Here is a 16,074-nt window from a genome sequence, read left to right as displayed (position 1 = left end):
GCGTCGTCGGGCCGGGTCTCACACGCGCAGGGCGCCGACGCCCTCGCCGCCGAGTGTGTCGTCCGGGTTCAGCAGCGCACAGGCCTTCATCGAGAGGCATCCGCAGCCGATGCACCCGGTCAGTTCGGCCTCGAGCCGCTCGATCGTCTGCCGGCGTTCCTCCAGCCGGCGCTTCCAGCCGCGGGAGGCGCGCTGCCACTCCTGGTGGCTGGGCGGACGGTCGAGCGGCACATCGGCGAACGCCTCGCGGAGGTCCTGCAGCGGGATGCCGATGCGTTTGGCGACGGCGATCAGCGCGACGCGGCGCAGCATGTGCCGCGGGTACTGGCGCTGGTTGCGGTCGTCGCGCTCGGACGCGATCAGGCCGAGTTCCTCGTAGAAGCGCAGTGCGGAGACGGCTGCCCCGGTCCGGGCGCTCACCTCGCCGATGCTCAGCCAATCGTCCGGGCGGGCCCGGACCGTGCCGCGCCGGTTGCTCGTCATGGGCAGCCTCCTTGAACTCAACATTACTTGAGGTCCTACGGTCGTGTGCGTCGGCCATCCGGTGCTTCCGGTTCTTCCGGCAAACGTGAACGACTTTGAAAAGGAAGGCAGTTCCATGCCCTATGTGATTGCGTTGCCTTGCGTGGACATCACGGACAAGGAATGCGTCGAGACATGCCCCGTGGACTGCATCTACGAGGGCGAGCGCATGCTCTACATCCACCCGGACGAGTGCATCGACTGCGGTGCCTGCGAGCCCGCGTGCCCGGTCGAAGCGATCTACTTCGAGGACGACCTTCCGGAGGAATTGGAGCACTTCAAGGCCGCGAACGCGGAGTTCTCCGCGGGCCTCGGCAGCCCCGGCGGAAGCGCGAAGGTCCGCACCGCACAACAGGACCATCCGCTCGTCGCGGCACTGCCCAAAGACCCGGCATGACCTCCGCCTGCCACACGCATTACCGAGGCATTACCATCGCGCTGATCACGACGCGGCCGCGACGGCGATTCCCCTTATGCGGAGGCCTACAACCATGGACATATCCCTGCTCCAGGGACAGCACCAGCTCATCATCCGCCAGAACTTCCGGCTGATCGTGAACCAGTACGTCGTGCACCTTGTGAACCCCGACGGCACCCACGGCGCGGTCGTGGCGTACGCGCAGCAGAAGCGCGGGAAGCTCAAGGAAGAGGTCATCCTCTACACGGACGACACCAAGCAGTACGAGCTGGCGCGCTTCAAGGCCCGGCAGGTCATCGACATGCACGCGCAGCACGACGTGACCGCCTTCGACGGCACCCCGCTGGGCATGTTCTCGAAGAACTTCCGCAAGTCGCTCCTGCGTTCGACGTGGCACCTGGAACGCCCGGGCTTCGAACGCGCGACCGGTCAGGAGCGCAGCCTGTTCGGGGCGATCCTGCGGCGCGTGTGGGGCTTCATCCCGTACATCGGCGGCTACCTGCCGGCGCCCACGTACCACTTCGACTTCGCGGGCGACGACACCAAGACCCCGCTGCTGCACGTCGAACGCCAGATGAAACTCCGCGACCAGTACATGGTGACGTTCCCGGACCCGACGCTCGACCGCCGCCTGGGCCTCTGCGTCGCCGTCGCCATGGACGCCATCCAGAACCGCTGACCCGTCGGGCAACTCCCCCGCTGCCCTAGCCCTCGGTTTGCCCGTCTTCCCGGCCCGCCTCCGCGGAGTCCCCGGGCCAGTCGAGCTTCAGCCGCTCCATGCGCGGGAGTTGCGCGACGATCAGGTCGTACGAGTCCTCGATCATGTCGCGGACCAGTTGCTCGGGAACCGTCCCGTCCAGGGTGACCGTGTTCCAATGCCGCTTGTTGAGGTGGTAGCCGCCGACGATCGCCGGATACTCGGCCCGCAGCCGCAGCGCGATCTGCGGGTCGCATTTGAGGCTGATCGTCAGCGGCACCGCCCCCAACGAGGACAACGCGAAAACCTTCTTGCCCACCTTGAACACCGAGACATCGGGATTGAAGGGAAACTCCTCACGGCTGCCGTTGAAGTCCAGGCAGACGGAACGAAGCTCTTCGGGCGTCATGATCGCCAGTATCGCAGCGCGAGCCGACAGCGGGTGGCTCGAACCATGCCTTTCCTCGGTTCCTGAGGCGGGTAACCCTGACGAGTACGCCGGGCTCGACGCCCGGCCGGGTCGGGAGCGCCGCGGGGGTGGCTGGTGTTCTATGTACCGATACTCAAAGCCGCGTTCCGGCCGCCTGTACTGCCGCGTTATGCCTCGGGGAACGGCGGGTCCGTCGGGCTCGTCGGGTCCATGGTGAAGACGGCCAGTTCGCTTTTGCCGTTGGCGAAGTTCTCGTCGCAGGGTTCGAGGGCGGCGACGAGTTGCCGGCCGTCCGGGGACCAGGCGAGGGCGCTGACGTAGGTCGTCATCTGGCGGCCCAGGATGATCCGGTGGTCGGCGGTGCGCCACACGCACAGCTCGTGCGGGCGTTTGCCGCCGAACGAGCCCGCGTAGTCGAGCTTGCGGCTGGCGGAGGCGGCGGCCAGGTAGGTGCCGTCCGGGCTCGAGGCCAGGTGGAACAGGCGGTCGGAGGCGCCCGGGACCTGGTCGATCACGCGGGCGGTCACCGGGTCGACGACGAAGAGGTTCTGCTGTGCGCCGAGGAAGAGCCGTGTGCCGTCGGCCGAGAAGGCCTTGCACTGGATCGGGTCCCACCCCGCGGCGTGCGCGATCGTCCGCTGCGGAAGCGTGTCGGTGGCGTGCAGGTCGTAGCCGCCTTCGGCGCCGCCGTTGGGGGTGATCCGGTGGACGCCGTCGAGCGACCGCAGGTGCCCGTGCTGGTACGGCGCGGTGGTCTCCTGCCCGCTGCGGACGTCGAAGGCCCACTGTTCCAAGGGCTCGGGATCGTCCAGCCTGCTGTACGACTTGACCGTCAGGACGGGCTCCCCCGGCACCCACATCAGCATTGCGACGTTCCGGTCCCCGGCCCTCGTGTGGGCGACCTCGGACCAGTCGGAAGTGTCGTACACCCACACGAACCCGTCCCACGTCGTCGCCGCCAGGTAGGCGCCGTCGTCGGAGAACTCCACATCGCGGATCTGCTTGCGTCGGAAGTCGCCCTTCTTGCCCGCGAACGGGGCGATACGGCGAGCCGGCTTCGTCAGGTCGGGAATGTGCGGGGCGTCGTCCGCAGTCCACGTGTCGGCGTTCATCGGGAACATCGCAGAGCCCCAGGCATCGCCGGGTTTGAGCGATTCGATGCACCGTTCGTCGGTGACCCACACGTCGTAGTCGAACTGCACCAGCAGGTCTTCGTCTTTCCACGCGCCGTCGCGTTCGTAGTAGAAGTCGTGCAGCCGCTCCCACTGCTCGGGTGTGGGCGGGTGGTTCGCGCCGGCGACCCGTTCGATGCGGGAGACGAACCGGCGCGCGTTCTCCTCGACCCACACGAAGTCGAGCATGGTGTCGACGTCCAGCATCCGCGCCAGCGGGCCGCGCTGCTCCATCGACGCGTGCGGTTGCGCGGCCTCCCACAGCAGGAAGAAGAAGAACGCGGGGTCGTCCGGCACCGGCGGGAACATCTCGCTTCCGGTGTCGTAGTAAACCGCGAACACCTTGAAGCGAACACGCAGTTCCTTCGGGTCGACATCCAGCACGCGGACGCCGTAGATATGGGTCGCCATCGCCGTCTCTCGTCGGGGAGTTCCTGGGACGGCACCCGATCGTGGCACAGCCCGCCGACGCCCCGGCCGACGTGATCCATCGGGCGCGGACCGCATCGCGTGCGGCGGACGACGCGCCCGGGGGCACCCCACGATGCCTCCCGACAAGCCCCCGGCTTCCTCCCTCTCACTCTTTCGAGCGGCCTCTGCGTCCACACCAACCGGTCGGGGCACTGCTCTCATCAGCCGTCCGAACCGCGCGGCACCGGCTCGGGAACCGGGTCGCCGCGGTGCCGCGGCGGAGACCGAAAGGGGGAGCCATGGCGGAATCGGCACGGTCGAGAGGGGTTCCGGCCGGGAACGCCCTGCTGCTCGCGGCCGGCCTCGCGGACTTGGCCCTCGACCGGCTCGGCGCGGTACTCGAACGCGGCCGCGCGGTGCTGGGACGCGCGGACCTCGGCGCGCTCGCGGACGACGGACACGGGGAACTCCGGTCCCGCGGCCGCGTCGTCCTCGACCGCTTCGCCGCCCCACCCGCCTACCTGGAGCTGATCGCCCGGCACGTGACGGCCCGCGACGATGGCTGATACGCCGGGACTCCTCGCCTTCAAATCGCGCGTGGACGCCGCACTGGGCGCCTTCGTCGACCAGGAGATCGCCCACCTGGTCGACATCGACGCCGGCCTGGCTCCGGTGGGCGGGCAGTTGCGCGCGGCGACCCGCGACGGCAAAAGGCTGCGCGCCGCGTTCTGCTACTGGGGCTGGCGCGCCGCGGGCCAGGCGGACGGCGACGCGGTGGTACGCGCGGCCGCCGCCATGGAACTCGTGCACGCCGCCGCGGTGGTGCACGACGACCTGATCGACCGCAGCCGGCAGCGGCACGGCCGCCCCACCGCCCAGTGGGCGCTGCGCGAGGAACTGCCGCGTCTGGCCCGGCCGGCCGGGGCCGCCGAGGCGCTGGCGATGCTGGTCGGCAACATGCTGATGGCCTGGGCGGGGCAGTTGTTCGCCGCGAGCGGGCTGCCCGCCGCGTATCTGTCCCGCGCCCGGCCGCTGTGGGCTTTGCTGGCAAGGGAGTTGGTCGCGGGCGAGTGCCTGGAGATCCTGCACACGGGCGCGGCGCCGGATACCGAGGCGTCGTTGAAGATCGTGCGGTACAAGACCGCCAAGTACACCGTCGAACAGCCGCTGCTCATCGGCGCCTCGCTGGGCGGGGCAAGCGCGGGCCTGCGCACCTGCTTCACCGAGTACGGCGTCCCGTTGGGCGAGGCGTTCCAGCTCCGCGACGACGTGCTGGGCCTGTTCGGCGACCCGACGCGTACCGGCAAAGCCAACGCGGACGACCTGGTCGCCCGCCGCCCGACCACACTGCTGGCCGAGACCTGGCGGCGGGCCACGCCCGCGGAACGGCGCGACCTGCGCCGGCTCCTCGGCGGGGGGCGCGGTGGCGGCAGCAGTGACGGTCGGGCCGGCGGCGGCAACGATTCCGCGGCCCTGGACCGCGTCCGGGAGATCATGCGCCGCACCCAGGCGCCGGACCACATCGAACAGTTGATCGCCGAACGGGTGTGCGCCGCGCTGCGCGCCCTCGACCGGCAGCGCCTGCCGGCCACGGCCGCCCAAGCGCTGGCCGACCTCGCCCACACCGCCACGGCCCGGCACCACTGACACGGCAGGAGCCGCGATGACGACCGACACCCCCGCCGCCCCCGACCGCCTTCGCCTGCTGGGCGACGAACTCGCCGACGCCACCGTGGACGCGCTCTTCGAGCACGGCCAGGTCGGCAAGTTCAACACCCTCATGCGCTACTTCTCCGTCGCGGGTCAGGAAACGCCCGACGGACTGCCGGACGTGGCCCGCGAGTACCTGCACACCACCGGCGCGGCACCGGACTGGGTCGACTGGGGCGAAATGGAGCGGGCCCGGCTCTTCTTTCTGCACAACAACGTGCACATCTCCACCGCGCTGTCCTTCGCCTCGATGCCGGCCTGCTACGCGGTGCCGCACGTGGCACGGTTGCTCAGCTGTAGCCACGCACTGGACTACCCGTCGCGGCGGATGGCCGAGACCGGGCAGTTCACCGTCTACCTGATGCAGCCCGAGGCGTTCGAAGCCGGCGGCCGGTTCGTCCCGGCCGCACAAAAGGTGCGCCTGCTGCACGCGTCCATCCGCCACCATCTGCGGCGCGAAGGGCTTTGGGACAGTGCGGCGTTGGGGGTGCCGATCTGCCAAGAGGACATGATCGGCGGGCAGATGCTGTTCTCCCTGCTGGTGCTCGACAGCCTGCACCGCCTGCACATCCACATGACCACCGAGGGCGCCGAAGCGTACTTCTACGCCTGGCGCGTGGTCGGCGCGATGCTCGGCGTCGACCAGGCACACGTGCCCACAGACCTGACGAGCGCCCGCGACTTCCTCGACGGGTACCTCGCCCGCTACCTCGGCCCGAGCCCGGAAGGCGCCCGCCTGACCGGGCAACTGATCGAGATGTACCAGCAGGTCGTCCCGGGGACCCTGCTCGATCCGCTGGTCCCCGCCTTGGTCCGGCACCTGATCGGCGACACCTGCGCCGACTGGCTGGATGTCCCGCGCACCGCGTGGGACACCGCGGTCACGGCCGTCCCCAGCCTGCTCGGCGCCCTCCAGTCGGTGGAGGACCACTCTCCGCTGGCCACGTGGCTGCTGGACGCCGTGGGGTCGCTGGTCACCCGGTTCGAGTTGTCCTCGCTCACCCGCGGCCGCGTCATGCACTACGCCATCCCGGAGCACCTCAAGGCCGACTACGGCGTCACCCACTCCGTTCCCGCCACCCACCGGTGGGCTCCCCCGGCGTCCGGCTTGGCATGATGACCACGCCGACTCACCAGGGGGATCCATGCGCACCCGTGCTTTCATCTGCGCCGCCGTCGCCGGTGTCCTGAGCACCACCCTCGCCGCCTGCTCCAGCGGCGGGTCGAACGCGAGGCCCTCGGGCACCAAGGTCAACAACAGCCCCTATGCCGCCGGGCCGGCGGCCATGAGCTGCACCGACCCGAACATCCCGATGGCGGAGTGGCGCAAGCGCTGCGACACCGCGACGCCGAGCGCCTCGACGGCGCCGAGCCTCCGGGTGGGCGACACCGCCGGCCTGCAGGACCCCGCAGGCATGGAATTCACCGCGACCCTCGTCCGGGTTGTGGACCCGGCCGCACCGGCGAATCCCGGGAGCGCCTTCGCGGCTCCGCAGCGCGGCGACCGTTTCGTGGCGATCGAATGGACCATCGCCAACACCGGAACAAAGACGCTGACGTCGTCCCAAGTCTTCAGTACGCACATCGTCGACGACCACGGCCAGTGGCACCTGTCCACGCCCGGCCACGTCAGCGCGGGCGCCGGCTTCCCCGCTGATGTGAAGATCCCGCCGGCCCAGACCCTCAGCGGCTATCTCGTCTACGAACTCCCGGACACCGCACGGGCGACCACGGTCCAGTTCGACGGCGCCACCAGCCGCCCCACCGGCCCGTGGAATCTGACCTGAGCAACGACGTGCGGACAACCGTGCCCGGGGCGCCGTGGCATCGGTGCCTCGACCAGCGATCACCCGTCACCAGGTCCCTGTTCTGTCAGTGCCGATCAGCACAATAAGTCCCATGACCACGCCTTCCGCAGCAGCGCCCGCCATCGACCTCGCCGACGAGGCCGCCTACCTTGAAGCCGTCGCACAGGCGCGGAAGGCTGCCGATGCCTACTACGGCGCCGGCGAGTCGGGGTTGGACGACGACGCGTACGACCGCCTGCTGCGCGGCATCACCGGTTGGGAGTCGGCGCACCCCGGACAGGTCGCGGCCGATTCCCCGTCCCAGCAGGTGGGAGGGGGTGTTACGACCGGCGACATCGCCCACACCGTGCCGATGCTCAGCCTGGGGAACGTCTTCTCGGAAGAGGACCTCACCGTTTGGGCGGCCTCGTTGGAGCGGCGGCTGGGCGGGGCTGCGGTCGCCGGCTGGGCTGTGGAGCCCAAGCTCGACGGGGTGGCCCTCGCGGCGCGCTACCGCGACGGGCGGCTGACGCAGTTGGTCACCCGCGGCGACGGGACCACCGGCGAAGACGTGTCCCACGCCATCGGCGACATCGCCGGCATCCCGCTGACCCTGACCGAGCCGGTCACGATCGAGGTGCGCGGCGAAGTCCTCATGACGGAGGAGCAGTTCGCCGCCGCGAACGAGCTGCGGACCGCGCACGGAGCCACCGCGTTCGCCAACCGCCGCAACGCGTCCTCGGGCTCGCTGCGCGCCAAGGACCGGGCGTACCGGATCAAGCAGACCTTCCTGGCCTATGCCGCGCTTACCGCCCCCGAGCACACCGACATCCCCGGCCTGGGCGATCTCACCCATACCCAGCTCGTCGCCCGCCTTGCCGACCTCGGGCTGGGCACCACAGTCGGCACGCCGATCGCCACGACCGCCTGCGCGACCCTCGACGAGGTTGTGGAACGCGTACACAAAATCGGCGCCCTGCGCGCGGAGCTCGACTTCGAACTCGACGGCGTGGTGATCAAGGCCGACAGCCCCGCCGACCAGGCGCAGGCCGGCATCGGCAGCCGTACGCCGCACTGGGCCACCGCGTACAAGTTCCCGGCGGCGCAGAAGATCACCGTGCTGCGGGCCGTGGAGTGGAGCGTGGGCCGCACCGGGGTGATCGCCCCGCGTGCCGTCCTCGAACCGGTCGACGTCGCGGGCACCACGATCACGTACGCGACGCTGCACAACCCGGCCGACATCGCCCGCCGCGGCCTGATGCTCGGCGACCACGTCATCGTCTACCGCGCGGGCGAGGTCATCCCCCGCGTCGAAGGCGCGGTCGCCGGCCTGCGCACCGGCGACGAGCAGCCGATCGAGTTCCCCGAGGCCTGCCCGCGCTGCGGCTCCGGCATCGACCGCAGCCAGGAGCGCTGGCGCTGCGAGCGCGGGCGCGCCTGCGGCCGCACCGAGGCGATCCGGTACGCCGTCGCCCGCGACGCGCTCGACATGGACGGGCTCGGCGAGAAGATCATCGTGCAGCTGGTCGACAAGGGTCTGATCGAGGACTTCGCCGACCTGTTCACGCTCACCCGTGACCAGCTGCTCACCCTGGACCGGATGGGCGACAAGAGCGCCGACAACCTCATGGCCGCGATCGACGCCGCCAAGGCCAAGCCCCTCAACCGCGTGTTCTGCGCCTTGGGCGTCCTGGGCACCGGCCGTTCCATGTCCCTGCGGATCGCCGCGTACTTCGGTTCGATGCAGGCCATCCGCGACGCCGACGCGGTCGCCTTGGAACTGGTCGACGGTATCGGCAGCGAGAAGGCCCCGGTGATCGTCGCGGAACTGGCCGACCTGGCCCCGCTCATCGACAAACTCGTTGCCGCGGGCGTGAACATGGACCAGCCGGGCTTCGTCTCCCAGGCCCCCGCGGACGCCGACCCGGAAGCCGCCGCCGACGAGTCCACGAGCGCCCTGCCGCTGGCTGGGATGACGGTCGTGGTCACCGGCGGGATGACCGGGCGCCTCGCCGCCTACTCCCGCACCGAGATGACCGAGTTGATCACCCGGGCCGGCGGCCGCTCCTCCTCCAGCGTCTCCGCCCGCACCCACCTCGTCGTCGCGGGCGAAAAGGCCGGCAGCAAACTCGCCAAGGCCGAGTCCCTGGGCATCGAGACGATCACTCCGGAAGAACTCGCCGCCCGCCTGGCCGACTTGCTGGCGTAGGGCGCCGAGTCGGCACAGGAAGGAGGGAGGCCCGGGCTCAGCGCGGGCCTCCCTCTTTTGCACCCTGCCAACGAGCCGTTCCTGTGGAACTCGTGGCTCGCGGTCGTGTGGTACCAGGACACGCCCGAAGTACCCGAAAGGGACGGCTTACTCCCGGACCGCGAAAGCACCCGCCGCGGCCGCCGACACCGTCGCCTCCGCCGCCCGTTCCGGCAGGTGCGGGTCCGGGTCGGTGCGCATGAGCACGAGCTGGTGGTAGACCGGTGCCGTGGCGGCGATCAGCAGGCTTCGGGCGTCCGTGGGGGCTGCGGGCAACTCACCGCGTGCGAGGGCGCGTTCGACGATGGTCTCGCATTGGGCGTAGCGGTCCTCCCACAGCCGTGTCTGGGCCTGCGCGGCCTGCGCGGAGTGGAACGAGGCGGCCATCAGCGCCACGGCGAACGACGGTTTGACGACCAGGGATTCCTGGATCTCCGCATTGAGCGCCGTCAGATCGCCGCGCAGTGAGCCCGTGTCCGGCGGCTGCCAGTCGATCTCGCCGGCCGCGGCTATGAGGTCGGCGAGCAGGCCGCCGACGTCGCGCCAGCGCCGGTAGACCGTGGCGCGGTGCACGCCGGCCCGGGTCGCGACTCCCTCCATCGTGAGGCCCTCGTGGCCGCCTTCGGCGAGTTCGGCGCGCACGGCGTCGAGGACCTGGGCACGGACGCGGGCCGTGCGGCCGCCGGGGCGGCGGTCCGGCGCGGCTTCGGCGGTGACAGAGGCAGGTGGGTTCGTCATCGGCAGTGATTATCCGGTTGATCAAGGAGGCGGAAGCATGCCAGCATCTTAACGCGACAGTTGTCGCTCTAACGCTACCGGAAAGGGTCCGCCTCCCCGATGCCCCCGATTCCCGCCGACCCGACCGTGCTCCACCCGATGCCCGAGCACCCGCGCGTCGTCCTGCTCAAGCCGCTGGTGACGTCGCCGTTGATCGACGTCGGCGACTTCTCCTACTACGACGATCCGGACGACCCGACCGCGTTCGAGACGCGCAACGTCCTCTATCACTACGGTCCCGAGCGGCTGGTCATCGGGAAGTACTGCGCGCTGGCGACGGGCACCCGGTTCGTCATGAACGGCGCCAACCACCGCATGGACGGCCCGTCCACCTTCCCGTTCCCCACCATGGGCGGTTCCTGGGCGGATCACTTCGACCTGATCACCGGCCTGCCGGGCCGCGGCGACACGGTCGTCGGCAACGACGTGTGGTTCGGGCACGGCGCCACGGTCATGCCCGGGGTGCGCATCGGCCACGGCGCGATCATCGCGGCCGGCGCCGTGGTCACCGGCGACGTCCCCGACTACGGCATCGTCGGCGGCAACCCCGCCCGGCTCATCCGCACCCGCTACGACGCCGCGGACATCGCCCGGCTCCTCGCCGTGGCGTGGTGGGACTGGCCTGTGGAGCACATCACCCGGCACGTCCGGACGATCATGTCGGGGACCGTGGCCGATCTCGAGGAGGCCGCCGCGCGGCTCGACCGCGCCTGACACCGCCCCGCCACCCGCTCCCCAGGCCGAAACGAGCGCCCCCATGTCCCCTCGTCGCACCCACATCGCCATGGTCGGTATCCCCGTCGTCAGCCACGTCCTGCCGAGCCTCGCGCTGATCCGCGAGCTGGTGGACCGCGGGCACCGGGTCACCTACGCCAACGACCCGTCCGCAGCCGACCGCATCGCGTCCAGCGGCGCGGAACTGGTCCGGTGTACTTCGACGTTGCCCGTCGCGACCAACGCGTGGCCCGACGACCCCATCGCCGCCGCGAGCCTCTTCCTCGACGACGCCGCCCAGGCGCTTCCGCAACTGCACGCGGCCTACGACGACGATCCCGCGGACCTGTACCTGTACGACATCGGCGCCTACGCCGCACGTGCCCTCGCCGAAGCGCAGGGCCGCCCGCTGCTCCAGCTGTCCCCGACGTTCGTCGGCTGGGACGGCTACGAGGAGGAAGTCGGCTCCCATCTACGCACGTTGCCGGGTGCCGAGGCCTACCGGGACCGGTTCGCACGCTGGCTCGCAACGTGCGGCGCGACCACCACGGACGTGGACGCCTTTTCCGGCCGGCCCCCGCGGGCCCTCGCCTTGATCCCGCGGGCGATGCAACCGCACGCCGACCGTGTCGACCCCGGCCGGGTGACCTTCGTCGGCCCCTGCTTCGACACCCGCGCGGACACGGATGCCTGGACCCGCCCGGCGGGCGCGGACAAGATCCTGCTGATCTCGCTCGGCTCGGCCTACACACACCGCCCCGCCTTCTACCGCCGGTGCCTCGCCGCCTTCGGCGACCTGCCCGGCTGGCATGTCGTCCTCCAGATCGGCAAGCACACCGACGTCGCCGAACTCGGCAGCATCCCGGCCAATGTCGACGTGCACTCCTGGATCCCGCAGCGAGCCGTCCTCGACCAAGCCGACGCCTTTGTCACCCACGCCGGCATGGGCGGCTGCGGCGAAGGCCTTCACGCCGGCGTCCCCATGATCGCCGTCCCGCAAGGCGCCGAGCAGTTCATGAACGCCGACCGCCTCGTCGAACTCGGCGTCGCCCACCGCCTGGACACCCCCGACGCCACCCCCGAAGCCCTCCGCACGGCCCTGCACGATCTGATGACCGACCCGGAACGCGCGGAACGATCACGCCAGTTGCAGGCCGCCGCCCGAGCCGAGGGCGGCACCCGGCACGCGGCCGACCTGGTCGAGGGGATGCTTGACACGACCGGGGACGCGGCGCGCTGAACATATACCCCGGGATTCGGCCGACCGAAGACGACAGCGCTCAATTGGCAGAGGCGCCCGACCGGACGGACGGCCCCTCGAGCGCTCTCCCGATCGTCGTGCGGCCCAGCCCCTGGGGCGATACCTCGACCTGCGGCGCCACACGCACGAGTTCGCCGACGAACTCCACCAGGCTCGGACGCACCCAGACCAGGAAGCCGCGGCCTCGGGAGCCGGCGGTGTCGATCCCGCACGTACCCATCAGCAGCCCCGGGCGTACGAAGCGAACCTGGTCCAGCGGTACGCGCCGACTCCGCAGAGGCGCACGCCACACGATCTCCGCGGCATTCACCTCCAACCGGTCGGCAACCCGGCACAGGACGACGTACGCGTCGAGCACTCCTATGACGACCATGCACGTGCCGACCACTGGATAGCTGCTGCCGGCGCGGAGTTCCGCGGCTGCGGACCATGCGCTCATGCCGGCCAGCACTCCGAGCCCGACGAACAGCCACAGCCGGAAGAGCCACGGCATTTGGTAAGTGCAGACGGCAGCAGCCTGTTCGTCGTGCGGCACGGAATCCTCCCCTGGGTCGGCCGCATGATCTTAGAGTCGCGAGCCCGGCAAGCGAAGAGAACTGCCCCCGTTCACACGGCCGCGAATCACCTACGCGTGGCGGTGAGCTACATGGTGAGCTTGACGACGTGTTCGGTGCCGGTGCCGCCGGCTGCGGCTGCGGGCGGGCGGCGGGCGGCGGGCGGCGGCACCAAGTTCGGACGGCACCGCACAACAGTGATCAGGCCTTCCGCCAAAGGGCGCAATTCCGCGCGCCGTGCCCGGTTTTCCGGGGTGGCGGCGGCCAGAATGACGAAACCTCGTGGTTGGCACGTGGTGGGCGCGGATCGCCGGGAGCTGTGAGCGCATGACGATCGATCGACGCGGTTTCCTGACCGCCCTCGGGCTCGGCGGCGCGATGGTCGTCACCGGCGCGGCCGGTGCCGCGGCCACCGGCACGCCGTCGGTGCGGCGCGTCCCCGGCCGTCGCGTCCCGGGTGCTCCGGTCGAACCGCCGGACTGGTCCGCGCTGAAGGCGCGGCTGGACGGGCGTCTGCTGCTGCCGGAGGACCAGGGCTATGCCGTGGCGCGGCTCGGCTTCAACGAGCTGTACGACACCCAGTACCCGGCCGCCGTCGCGCAGTGCACCTCCGCCGAGGACGTGCGGATCTGCCTCGACGCGGCCCGCGGCCACGGCGTCCCGATCGCGGCCCGCAGCGGCGGCCACAGCTATCTCGGGTACAGCGTGCCGAACGACGGCCTGGTCATGGACCTGCGGCCGATGGCGCGGGTCCGCGTGCTGGACGACGGCACCGCGCAGGTCGGCGCGGGCGCGCGGCTGATCGAGGTCTACGCCGCGCTGGCGGAGGCCGGACGCCTGCTGCCCGCCGGGTCCTGCCCGACGGTGGGCGTCGGCGGCCTCACCCTGGGCGGCGGCGTGGGCGTGCTGGCCCGCAAGTACGGCCTGACCTGCGACCGCCTGGTCGCGGCCGAGGTGGTCACCGCCGATTCCTGTGTGCGCACCGCATCGGAGTGCTCCGAGCCCGACCTGTACTGGGCGCTCCGCGGCGGAGGCGGCGGCAACTTCGGGGTGGTGACGCAGTTCACCTTCCGTACCGAGCCCGCTCCCCCGCTCACCGTCTTCTCGCTGCACTTTCCGCCCGGCTCGACACCGTCGGTGGTAGGCGCGTGGCAGGAGTGGATCGCGGACGCCCGGCCGGAGCTGTGGTCGAACTGCGTGGTCTCCGGCGGCACGCCCCCGACCTGCCGGGTGGGCGGCTGCTACGTCGGGCCGCAGAGCGAACTGGACCCGCTGCTGGACCGGCTGGTGGCCGCCGTCGGCACGCCGCCGACGTCGCGCTCGGTGCAGGCCAAGACCTACCTCGACGCGATGAAGTACATGGCGGGCTGCGCGAACGACACCATCGAGCAGTGCCACCTGCAGTCCGAGGGCGGCGTGCTGACCCGGGCCGCCTTCGTCGCGGTCTCCCGGGTGCTCCCCCGTGCCCTGGACCCGCAGCGGATGGTGCAGCTGATGGCCGGGCAGACCGGGATCGACCTGCTGCTGGACTCAATGGGCGGCGCCGTCGCGCAGCTCGCCCCCGACGCGACCGCTTTCCCGCACCGCTCCGCGCTCGCCACCGCTCAGGTCTACGTCGGCACCACCCCTGGCGGCCAGGAAGAGGCCACCGAGGCGGTGGACGCGATCCGGGACGGGCTGGCCGCGCTGGGCGCGACGGGCGCGTACGTCAACTACATCGACGCGAGCCTGCCGGACTGGGGCACCGCCTACTACGGCCGGAATCTGCCGCGGCTGAAGCAGGTGGCGCGGCACTACGACCCGGACCAGGTGTTCGCTTTCCCCCAGTCGGTGGCACGCGCCTGACGGGCACACGCCTGCCCCCCGCTCGGCGGGTCGCCGAGCAGCATGTGAAGACCCTGTCATGCCCGGATGAACCGTCGGAAAACATCCGATTTGGGCTCTTTGCCACCTCTTTACCTTTTGATCCTGTGTGACCGTCCGCGTGCCCTGTGTCGCGCTCCCGAACAGCCGATACAGGGTCCGTCGCCGTGCGTGAGAATTTCCGCACGCTGCGGAGGGCCCGTGTCGCCCTCCGTGAGATATTCCGTATTCCCGAAATTTCTCGGATTGCCTTCGGCGACAAGGCATTTGGGTATTCAGCGAAGCGTCGTTTAGCTTCGTCCTCGTCGGTGCAACGCCGACCCCACTCGCCGGAACGCCGAATTCTGCCGCCGGCCGGGCTGGGACCGCTGAGTAAGCGATGACGGCAGAAGCGGGGGAACCAGGTGAAATCCGCCGGACCGGCGGTGCGCTGCGGCGCGCCCGGGACGGCTTGGGGTGAAGCCATGCCTCGAACGCCCTGAACAGGGCCATCGACGGCTGGCCGGGCAACTCCAGCCCGAATCCGACAGCTCACCTCGCAGGCGTGGGAGAGGAACTACTTCATGCTGTCTGCGACCCGCAAGCGCCTTACGTCCAAGTCCCGTTTCGCCATCGCCGCCGCCGGTGTCACCGGCGCCGCGATCGCCGCGCCGATGATCGGCGCCACCAGCGCCTCCGCCGCACCGGTGAGCACGTGGGACAAGGTCGCGGCGTGCGAGTCGACCAACAACTGGTCGATCAACACCGGCAACGGTTTCTACGGTGGGCTCCAGTTCACCAACTCCACGTGGCAGGAGTTCGGCGGCACGCAGTACGCGCCGCGCGCCGACCTGGCCACCAAGGACCAGCAGATCGCGATCGCCGAGAAGGTGCTCGCCAGCCAGGGCCCCGGCGCCTGGCCGGTCTGCTCCGTCAAGGCGGGCCTGACCAAGAACAGCGGCACCCCGTCGCTCGACACCGGCTCCTCGGCGTCGGCCGCCAAGACCACCCAGCAGGCCGCCCCGAAGGCTGCCGCCAACTCGGCCTCCACCTCGGGCGGCTCGCAGCTGAGCGAGGACCGCGCGTCGCGTTCCGAGGCCCGTCCGCAGGCGTCCGCGCCGGCCGCGACGACCACCGCCGCCACGTACTCCGTGGTCTCCGGTGACACGCTGTCGAAGATCGCCGCCTCCCAGCACGTCTCCGGCGGCTGGCAGAAGCTGTACCAGGACAACCGCAGCGTCATCGGCGGCAACCCGAACCTGATCAAGATCGGTCAGAAGCTGAGCGTGTCGGGCAAGACCGCCGCGGCGAAGCTCACCGAGGACACCAAGGCCGCGGCCTCGACGTCCACCACCTCCTCCTCGTCGTCCTCCTCCTCGTCCTCGTCCTCCTCCTCGTCGGCGTCGAAGCTGACCGAGGACAAGGGTTCGAGCAGCTCGACCGCCAAGTCGCAGAGCAGCAGCACCGCGAAGTCCTCGGACAGCAGCAGCTCCTCCTCGACCGCGTCGTCGACCGGCTACGTCCGCCCGGT

16 protein-coding genes and 1 riboswitch are annotated in these 16,074 nt (G+C 70.5%); of the genes, 11 read left to right on the top strand and 5 right to left on the bottom strand.

Annotated elements, in window-relative coordinates:
* Positions 1–18 precede the first annotated feature (18 nt).
* Positions 19–483 (bottom strand): redox-sensitive transcriptional activator SoxR, encoded by a 465-nt coding sequence (gene soxR, locus ACPA54_RS36435; RefSeq protein ID WP_423536473.1) that lies wholly within the window; start codon positions 481–483, stop codon positions 19–21.
* Between the two features lie 115 nt (positions 484–598).
* Here soxR and fdxA point away from each other — a divergent pair, with 115 nt between their 5' ends.
* Both fdxA and ACPA54_RS36425 read left to right on the top strand, forming a co-directional pair.
* A complete protein-coding gene (gene fdxA / locus ACPA54_RS36430) occupies positions 599–919 on the top strand; it encodes a ferredoxin (protein ID WP_423536471.1) in 321 nt (106 codons plus the stop codon).
* A gap of 94 nt (positions 920–1,013) precedes the next feature.
* The gene (locus ACPA54_RS36425) at positions 1,014–1,619 is read left to right on the top strand and encodes an LURP-one-related/scramblase family protein (protein ID WP_423536470.1); all 606 of its coding nucleotides are present in this window, start codon (positions 1,014–1,016) and stop codon (positions 1,617–1,619) included.
* Between the two features lie 25 nt (positions 1,620–1,644).
* Here ACPA54_RS36425 and ACPA54_RS36420 read toward each other — a convergent pair whose 3' ends face one another.
* Both ACPA54_RS36420 and ACPA54_RS36415 read right to left on the bottom strand, forming a co-directional pair.
* Positions 1,645–2,046, bottom strand: coding sequence for an MmcQ/YjbR family DNA-binding protein (locus ACPA54_RS36420; protein ID WP_345677732.1), 402 nt, complete (start codon positions 2,044–2,046; stop codon positions 1,645–1,647).
* Between the two features lie 188 nt (positions 2,047–2,234).
* Positions 2,235–3,650, bottom strand: coding sequence for a WD40 repeat domain-containing protein (locus ACPA54_RS36415; protein ID WP_423536468.1), 1,416 nt, complete (start codon positions 3,648–3,650; stop codon positions 2,235–2,237).
* Between the two features lie 299 nt (positions 3,651–3,949).
* Here ACPA54_RS36415 and ACPA54_RS36410 point away from each other — a divergent pair, with 299 nt between their 5' ends.
* The 5 genes from ACPA54_RS36410 (at position 3,950) to ligA (ending at position 9,356) form a co-directional block, all read left to right on the top strand.
* Positions 3,950–4,216 (top strand): hypothetical protein, encoded by a 267-nt coding sequence (locus ACPA54_RS36410; RefSeq protein WP_423536466.1) that lies wholly within the window; start codon positions 3,950–3,952, stop codon positions 4,214–4,216.
* Entirely contained in the window at positions 4,209–5,297 is a 1,089-nt protein-coding gene (locus tag ACPA54_RS36405) for a polyprenyl synthetase family protein (RefSeq protein WP_423536464.1), read from the top strand. Before ACPA54_RS36410 ends, ACPA54_RS36405 begins: the two co-directional genes overlap by 8 nt.
* 16 nt (positions 5,298–5,313) lie before the next feature.
* Complete coding sequence (locus ACPA54_RS36400; RefSeq protein ID WP_423536462.1) at positions 5,314–6,477, top strand: oxygenase MpaB family protein; 1,164 nt, start codon at positions 5,314–5,316, stop codon at positions 6,475–6,477.
* A 28-nt stretch (positions 6,478–6,505) separates the two neighbouring features.
* The gene (locus ACPA54_RS36395; RefSeq protein WP_423536460.1) at positions 6,506–7,147 is read left to right on the top strand and encodes a DUF4352 domain-containing protein; all 642 of its coding nucleotides are present in this window, start codon (positions 6,506–6,508) and stop codon (positions 7,145–7,147) included.
* 112 nt (positions 7,148–7,259) lie between these two features.
* Positions 7,260–9,356, top strand: a complete 2,097-nt coding sequence (gene ligA / locus ACPA54_RS36390; protein WP_423536459.1) for an NAD-dependent DNA ligase LigA — start codon at positions 7,260–7,262, stop codon at positions 9,354–9,356.
* Positions 9,357–9,503: 147 nt separating this feature from the next.
* On the opposite strand, the gene ACPA54_RS36385 is transcribed toward ligA, so the two are convergent.
* Positions 9,504–10,133 (bottom strand): TetR/AcrR family transcriptional regulator, encoded by a 630-nt coding sequence (locus tag ACPA54_RS36385; RefSeq protein WP_423536457.1) that lies wholly within the window; start codon positions 10,131–10,133, stop codon positions 9,504–9,506.
* A 99-nt stretch (positions 10,134–10,232) separates the two neighbouring features.
* Between ACPA54_RS36385 and ACPA54_RS36380 the strand changes: the two genes are divergently transcribed.
* Together ACPA54_RS36380 and ACPA54_RS36375 are read left to right on the top strand one after the other, a co-directional pair.
* Positions 10,233–10,886 (top strand): CatB-related O-acetyltransferase, encoded by a 654-nt coding sequence (locus ACPA54_RS36380; protein ID WP_423536455.1) that lies wholly within the window; start codon positions 10,233–10,235, stop codon positions 10,884–10,886.
* Between the two features lie 43 nt (positions 10,887–10,929).
* Complete coding sequence (locus ACPA54_RS36375; protein ID WP_423536453.1) at positions 10,930–12,126, top strand: macrolide family glycosyltransferase; 1,197 nt, start codon at positions 10,930–10,932, stop codon at positions 12,124–12,126.
* Between the two features lie 40 nt (positions 12,127–12,166).
* On the opposite strand, the gene ACPA54_RS36370 is transcribed toward ACPA54_RS36375, so the two are convergent.
* A complete protein-coding gene (locus tag ACPA54_RS36370; protein WP_423536451.1) occupies positions 12,167–12,682 on the bottom strand; it encodes a hypothetical protein in 516 nt (171 codons plus the stop codon).
* A gap of 346 nt (positions 12,683–13,028) precedes the next feature.
* On the opposite strand from ACPA54_RS36370, the gene ACPA54_RS36365 reads away from it, so the two are divergent.
* A complete protein-coding gene (locus ACPA54_RS36365) occupies positions 13,029–14,546 on the top strand; it encodes an FAD-binding oxidoreductase (RefSeq protein ID WP_423536449.1) in 1,518 nt (505 codons plus the stop codon).
* A 374-nt stretch (positions 14,547–14,920) separates the two neighbouring features.
* Positions 14,921–15,124, top strand: a riboswitch (cyclic di-AMP (ydaO/yuaA leader).
* 3 nt (positions 15,125–15,127) lie between these two features.
* A partial coding sequence (locus ACPA54_RS36360; protein WP_423536447.1) for a transglycosylase family protein occupies positions 15,128–16,074 on the top strand: 947 nt, incomplete at its 3' end.

Origin of the sequence: Uniformispora flossi, assembly GCF_049534875.1 — a bacterium.
GTDB lineage: Bacteria > Actinomycetota > Actinomycetes > Streptomycetales > Streptomycetaceae > Yinghuangia > Yinghuangia aomiensis.
The sequence above is the reverse complement of the archived record's forward strand: the minus strand, read 5'-3'. Positions and strand labels throughout refer to the sequence as shown.

Excerpts from the sequence above, each read along its gene's own strand:
- ACPA54_RS36420 (WP_345677732.1), bottom strand. The coding sequence starts at position 2,046 with ATGACGCCCGAAGAGCTTCGTTCCGTCTGCCTGGACTTCAACGGCAGC.
- ACPA54_RS36380 (WP_423536455.1), top strand. The coding sequence starts at position 10,233 with ATGCCCCCGATTCCCGCCGACCCGACCGTGCTCCACCCGATGCCCGAG.
- ACPA54_RS36400 (WP_423536462.1), top strand. The coding sequence starts at position 5,314 with ATGACGACCGACACCCCCGCCGCCCCCGACCGCCTTCGCCTGCTGGGC.
- ACPA54_RS36375 (WP_423536453.1), top strand. The coding sequence starts at position 10,930 with ATGTCCCCTCGTCGCACCCACATCGCCATGGTCGGTATCCCCGTCGTC.
- ACPA54_RS36405 (WP_423536464.1), top strand. The coding sequence starts at position 4,209 with ATGGCTGATACGCCGGGACTCCTCGCCTTCAAATCGCGCGTGGACGCC.
- ACPA54_RS36365 (WP_423536449.1), top strand. The coding sequence starts at position 13,029 with ATGACGATCGATCGACGCGGTTTCCTGACCGCCCTCGGGCTCGGCGGC.
- ACPA54_RS36415 (WP_423536468.1), bottom strand. The coding sequence starts at position 3,650 with ATGGCGACCCATATCTACGGCGTCCGCGTGCTGGATGTCGACCCGAAG.
- soxR (WP_423536473.1), bottom strand. The coding sequence starts at position 483 with ATGACGAGCAACCGGCGCGGCACGGTCCGGGCCCGCCCGGACGATTGG.
- fdxA (WP_423536471.1), top strand. The coding sequence starts at position 599 with ATGCCCTATGTGATTGCGTTGCCTTGCGTGGACATCACGGACAAGGAA.
- ACPA54_RS36395 (WP_423536460.1), top strand. The coding sequence starts at position 6,506 with ATGCGCACCCGTGCTTTCATCTGCGCCGCCGTCGCCGGTGTCCTGAGC.
- ACPA54_RS36385 (WP_423536457.1), bottom strand. The coding sequence starts at position 10,133 with ATGACGAACCCACCTGCCTCTGTCACCGCCGAAGCCGCGCCGGACCGC.
- ACPA54_RS36410 (WP_423536466.1), top strand. The coding sequence starts at position 3,950 with ATGGCGGAATCGGCACGGTCGAGAGGGGTTCCGGCCGGGAACGCCCTG.
- ligA (WP_423536459.1), top strand. The coding sequence starts at position 7,260 with ATGACCACGCCTTCCGCAGCAGCGCCCGCCATCGACCTCGCCGACGAG.
- ACPA54_RS36425 (WP_423536470.1), top strand. The coding sequence starts at position 1,014 with ATGGACATATCCCTGCTCCAGGGACAGCACCAGCTCATCATCCGCCAG.